Source organism: Maritalea sp., assembly GCF_051251695.1.
Classification (GTDB): Bacteria; Pseudomonadota; Alphaproteobacteria; order Rhizobiales; family Devosiaceae; genus Maritalea.
The window spans coordinates 1-5,433 of sequence record NZ_JBPOEU010000060.1 but is presented as its reverse complement, the minus strand read 5'-3'; the positions used below and the strand labels follow the sequence as shown (position 1 = coordinate 5,433).

Annotated in this window: 6 protein-coding genes; 4 read left to right on the top strand and 2 right to left on the bottom strand. The window is 46.2% G+C overall.

Translation table 11 applies throughout. The features are described from left to right. Window positions 1-364: 364 nt before the first annotated feature. Both ACSHWX_RS17685 and ACSHWX_RS17680 read right to left on the bottom strand, forming a co-directional pair. Window positions 365-1,120 (bottom strand): Crp/Fnr family transcriptional regulator, encoded by a 756-nt coding sequence (locus tag ACSHWX_RS17685; RefSeq protein ID WP_435669533.1) that lies wholly within the window; start codon window positions 1,118-1,120, stop codon window positions 365-367. A gap of 88 nt (window positions 1,121-1,208) precedes the next feature. After that, window positions 1,209-1,700 carry a ferritin-like domain-containing protein gene (locus tag ACSHWX_RS17680; RefSeq protein WP_435669532.1) on the bottom strand — a complete coding sequence of 164 codons (492 nt, stop codon included), beginning with the start codon at window positions 1,698-1,700 and terminating at the stop codon, window positions 1,209-1,211. Between the two features lie 231 nt (window positions 1,701-1,931). Here ACSHWX_RS17680 and ACSHWX_RS17675 point away from each other — a divergent pair, with 231 nt between their 5' ends. The 4 genes from ACSHWX_RS17675 to ACSHWX_RS17660 all read left to right on the top strand — a co-directional run bounded on the left by ACSHWX_RS17675 (window position 1,932) and on the right by ACSHWX_RS17660 (window position 5,042). Next, on the top strand, window positions 1,932-2,135 hold the full coding sequence (locus ACSHWX_RS17675) for a CsbD family protein (protein ID WP_435669531.1): 204 nt from the start codon (window positions 1,932-1,934) through the stop codon (window positions 2,133-2,135). Window positions 2,136-2,413: 278 nt separating this feature from the next. Continuing rightward, window positions 2,414-3,220: a PRC-barrel domain-containing protein gene (locus ACSHWX_RS17670; protein ID WP_435669530.1), complete on the top strand. Its 807-nt coding sequence runs from the start codon at window positions 2,414-2,416 to the stop codon at window positions 3,218-3,220. 167 nt (window positions 3,221-3,387) lie between these two features. After that, on the top strand, window positions 3,388-3,999 hold the full coding sequence (locus ACSHWX_RS17665; protein ID WP_435669529.1) for a hypothetical protein: 612 nt from the start codon (window positions 3,388-3,390) through the stop codon (window positions 3,997-3,999). A gap of 86 nt (window positions 4,000-4,085) precedes the next feature. Then, complete coding sequence (locus tag ACSHWX_RS17660) at window positions 4,086-5,042, top strand: mechanosensitive ion channel family protein (protein WP_435669528.1); 957 nt, start codon at window positions 4,086-4,088, stop codon at window positions 5,040-5,042. Window positions 5,043-5,433 lie beyond the last annotated feature (391 nt).

Sequence of the window (5,433 nt, the reverse complement as noted above, 5' to 3'; positions counted from 1 at the left end):
AATCAATAAGCAAATGAACCAGAGCCTCCAGTAATCAAACCGCTCTAAATAACCCATTTCATTTGATGACGGACACCATTGGCGCTGACGTCAGACAGGTTTGAACCGTAAGGTATCTCTTTTGATCATGGGTAAATCGCCAGCTAAAATTTGGCTTACTAATTGCGCAAAAAAAGGCATTAAGTGGGCAGCTGATTTAAGTTAGCATTCACGAGGCAAATTAGTGATATTGCACCTGCTGATCTCTGCTTCATACGTCAGCTGGCTATTTTAAATCAACGCGGAAGGATCAAACAAATGACAATTAAACAGCACATAATGAGCTGTCAAAAGCCGACAACAAGTTGATCTTTTGTTTTCAACGTTAGCTAGATTTCGGCCGTGCCTTGGGGAACCATGATGTATCGATTTCGAGATACCTGTCTTGAAAATCGCACATACGAGCCATGTGATCTTCCTTCAGGATCGTCAGTTGGTTGTCCTTACGCAAAATCACGCCATCTTCTTCCAAAGCGATGAGGCTCTTGCTGACATACACATTGGTAAGGCCAATATAGTCGCCAATTTCCGTCTGATTTAGGGGAAGCCGAATAGTGTTTGTAATCGATTTATTGGTTACTCTAAGTTTAGTCAAAATATCTAAAAACATGTAGGATAAACGTTCACGCGCATCCATTCGCCCCATAACCCGCATTGAATCCAACAACAATGCATGCTCCCTAACTGCCAACGAAAATAACAGTGCGGTCAGCACAGGGGATTCTTCAAAAATAACGTCCAAACGCTTTTTGGGGAAAGGGCACAAAATCGCATCTTCTGCTGTGCGTAATGTTGTAGACGCATTTTTAAACGCAACATCAGCAAAACCCACGACATCACCAGGATGATGGATTTGAACAACTTGGCGACGGCCATCTGGCATGTCTGTATAGGTGTAAAGCCAACCTTTTTTTACCACATGCAAAAAGCTAGAATCCGCACCTGGCCGATTGATTTCTGAATGTCGGTCAAATTCTTTTTCGTCTTGCTCAAGGCTTGCGATATGGCGAAGCGAGTCTTCATCAAGCTCAATATAGTGCGACAGTTTTTCGACAAGGCAACTCTTAGCAATTTCACTCATCGGTCGAACTCCACTAAACTAAGCTATATCCAGCCACCTCAACGTAAGAAGCCAAATCAACATCATTATTGCATACTGTATCAACGAACTAAACAAATGCTTTTGTGTTGATGCTGTTCTCTGCGATTTGAGTCAATTTATCGTCAGCATCCTTCTCCTCGGACAAGGTTTCTTCGAGCAGATTTTTGACCTCGATATGGCCAAGCTGCTTAGCCCAAACACAAAGAGTGCCGTAGCGCGTGATTTCATAGTGTTCAACGGCTTGCATTGCCGCAATCAGTCCCGCATCCCGAGTATCGGGGTCTTCAATTTCAGACATTAGTTCCACAGCTTCATCGATGATGCCATCAATGGCAGGACACTTCACACCTTCGGCATTTTCATTAAGCACTGCGAACGCCCTTTTAAGCCGAGAAACATGTCTGTTCGTTTCATCCAGATGGTCCTCAAACAGACCACGTAGTTTGCCGTCTCCAGTCTTACCGATAATTTTGGGCAGAGCTATTGCGATCTGATGTTCCGCATAAAGGATATCCTTAAGGGTATGCACAAACAGGTCAGATTGGTTTTTGATTGTCATATACATTCAACTCCAATTTTATGTGATCTCGTATCTGAGGGGCAAATGCACAGGCCAATTTGAGCTTGGTATCCTCAGGACTGCAAATTCCACTTGAAAGAACAATCGAGTGAGCGGTCTAGTTCAGCCTGACCGAACTAAAAAGCCATCGCATCAAACCAGTTTAAAGCGAGAGATGATGCGCTTTGTTAAAAAGCGTTATCCGAAACTGGAAATCTAAAGGGATGCACTATGAACTGGGATATTATCGAAGGAAAATGGAAGCAGCTCCAAGGCCAAGCAAAAACCAAATGGGGCGAGCTTACTGATGACGATTTGGACAAAGCTGCTGGTAAAAAAGATATTCTTGCTGGCCGTATTCAAGAACGCTACGGCAAGACAAAAGAAGAAGCCGAACGCGAAGTCGACGAATGGTCCAAATCAATCGACGATTGATTACAAGTTCACACCTTAGCCGAACCGACATCATCATAATCGCCTCACTCAAACTAAACACAGCAAATAGTGGTGCGAGTGAGGGGTGACTGAGATGTCAAAACACGTCGATGCGGTGGCGAGCGCGACCCGCTCTTAAACCAAAACGAGCGACTGGAGACCCAATGCCTTTTGGCTAGGGACGAACTCCAGCTTCTACGGCGAACGAACTTTGAAAATTAACACCTAAGACCGGCGCCTCACCGCGCCGAATATCTCATAATGATAGGGAAACCAAAATGAAAAATCTTTTCGTAACGACGGCGCTTGCTTTGATGTTGTCAACATCTGCTTACGCAGACTCTCACACCCACTCTGATATGTTCAGCACCTATGAAGCCCAACAAACCGATCTTGCGGCATCAAACGTTATCGGCATGCGCGTCTATTCAACTGAAATGGCCATTGCAAACGACGTGATGATCGCACAAGGCGACGAAGCCAACTGGGATGATATTGGCGAAGTCAACGACCTCATTCTCTCGCGTGACGGATCAGTTTTGGCCGTTATCCTGGGTATTGGTGGGTTCATCGGCATTGGCGAGAAAAACGTTGCGGTTTCAATGAGTGAAATCCAATTCGTCAAAAAACAAGACGATGCCGACGGCTTTTTCCTTGTTGTAAAATCAAACGCACAGGCTCTTAAAGATGCGCCTGAATATAAATCAACAATGATGGATAAATCGGAAAATGTCACAATGACAAACGCTGATCGTCCAATGTTGACAGCGCCAATTGTTGAGCGTGAAGGCTACAATACGGTCGAAATGAAAGAGCTAACTGCAGAGAGACTTTTGGGCGCACGCGTTTACGGTTCATCTGACGAAGATATCGGCGAAGTTGGCTCACTTCTTCTGAGCAAAGACGGCCAAATCGAAAGAGCCGTTTTGGACATTGGTGGCTTCTTGGAAATGGGCGAACACCGCATCGCGGTAACGCTTAAAGAGTTGAACATTGTAACAGACAAAGACGGCTCTGACGTCCGTGTCTATGTCGATAGCTCAAAAGAAGCGCTGATGGCACAACCTGCTTACAAAGCAAACTAAGCCGAAAAAATGCATCGGCCTTATTGCTGATAATTGCGGGCCCATGTAAATTGGGCCCGCTACACAAATAAAACGTCAAAGGAAAAAACCATGAACGGTATTATTTATCTCGTCGGCCTCGTTGTCATCGTACTCTTTATTCTTTCAGCTCTAGGACTACGTTGATCATGGCAGCTCCTCAACAAACCGACATTGTGTCGCGAGGCGCAGCGTCATCCAATACGTCATATTTGGAATGGGGCCCTGTTTGGGCCGGTGCCGTTGTTGCGATCGCAATAACGACAATTCTTACTCAGTTTGGCGCCACTGCCGGGCTGGCCATTTCAGATCCAATCCGTGCCGATAACACGGTTTCATACGGCTTCATCGCAGCTGGCTTGTGGTTACTTCTTGTCTCCGTCAGCAGCTCAGCAGCCGCTGGTTATTTGGCTGGACGTATGCGCATGACAATGAACGACGCGTCCGCTGATGAAGTGGAATTCCGCGATGGCGTCCACGGCATAACAGCTTGGGCCGTTTCAACTGTCATCGTTGCAATGGCTGCAACCCTAACTGGTATTCTAACAACCGCAGCACTAGTCGTCGCTGATGGCCCAGAACTATCATTAGAGTTGCAAAATTGGGCGACCAATCAGTCAGTCATCATTGGTTTTGCAACCGCTGCTGGCGCAGCACTTGGTGCTGCAGCTGCTTGGTTTGCAGCCGTTGCTGGCGCGAAACATCGCGATGAGGGTACAACACTTAACGTGCTTGTTCCTTCAATGCTTCGCAAAAAGTAATAGCCAATCTTATCTCGCATATATACATACCGCCCCAAGCAATTGGGGCGGTATTTTATTTTTGGCACTAGGGCGGAGAAATTCCAATGGACGAAGTTGACGCAGATATCGGCAACATATTTGAGAAGCTAGACAGTTGGCTCGACGGGTTTTTACGCCTGCTCCCCAATATTGGCATAGCGATTATTCTATTTATCATATTTATGGTGGTCGCCCATTTCGTCTCAACATCCGTAAACTCCGCTGCCCGCTCAAGAGGACGCGATAGTTTGGGCGCTGTTCTTGGGTCTTTGTTGCGATGGTCGACCATTCTCGCTGGCGCCATGCTTGCAATCACCATCGTTGTGCCATCTATCAAACCCGTTGATCTGTTTGCCGGTCTAGGTATCGGCTCCGTCGCGATTGGGTTTGCGTTCAAAGATATCTTGCAAAACATGCTTGCTGGCATTCTAATCTTGCTACGCCAGCCGTTCGAAGTTGGCGACCAAATCGTATCTGGCGGTCACGAAGGTACGGTTGAAAAGATCGAAACAAGAGCTACTTTTTTAAAGACCTATGACGGTGTCCGGGTCGTTATTCCAAATTCCGACATCTACACCGATGCTGTGATCGTCAATACCGCATTTGAAAATCGTCGGTCTGAATATGATATTGGCATTGGTTGCAATGATGATTGGGAACAGGCGATAAACATCATCAAAAAAACCGCCCTAGATGTAGAAGGGGTCGACGTAGAACTCGGCGTGGAAGCCTTGCCATGGGCTATCGCGGATTCTTCGAATATCGTGCGACTACGCTGGTGGACAGCATCGGACCGTAAAACAGTAACCCACACATTTTCCAGAGTTATCAAAGCAGTTTACATCGCACTCGACAACGCAGCAATCGATATGCCCTACCCCACAAGCGTAGTGCTATTCCATGACCAAACCGAAGAAAATGATGGCATAAGAAGCAAACAACGCGAAGGGTGGCCAACCGACGGCAACGACCCAGAGATTGCGAGAAATTTGGTAAAGACCAAGCATATTGGCGAAGCGTAAATGCTGCGGGTTCAGGAACAATTTAAGTAACCAAATTGGATTTTGGGAGTTTGGCAGACGGGGATAGAATTGAATTTGTAGAATTTATGGCGCCCGCCGAAGCGCCACTCATTGAACCCAACACTTCAATCCGCAGACCCGCTTTCGGCAATATCCAATTCCAAATAGATATCATCCCTGACAAGATGCTATGGACTACCTTATCGATCGATCATCATAACATGTAGACGATCATGACTGAAATCATCACGCTCAAGCAAATTTACGAAGAACTGAAAATCGACCCACGAGAAGCACGTGAAAAATTGCGTGCAGTGTCTGACTTCAACGCATGTGGAACATCTTAGGGTAGTTTGATAAAGGAGGATTTCTGGTTCATCGTAACCTTCAT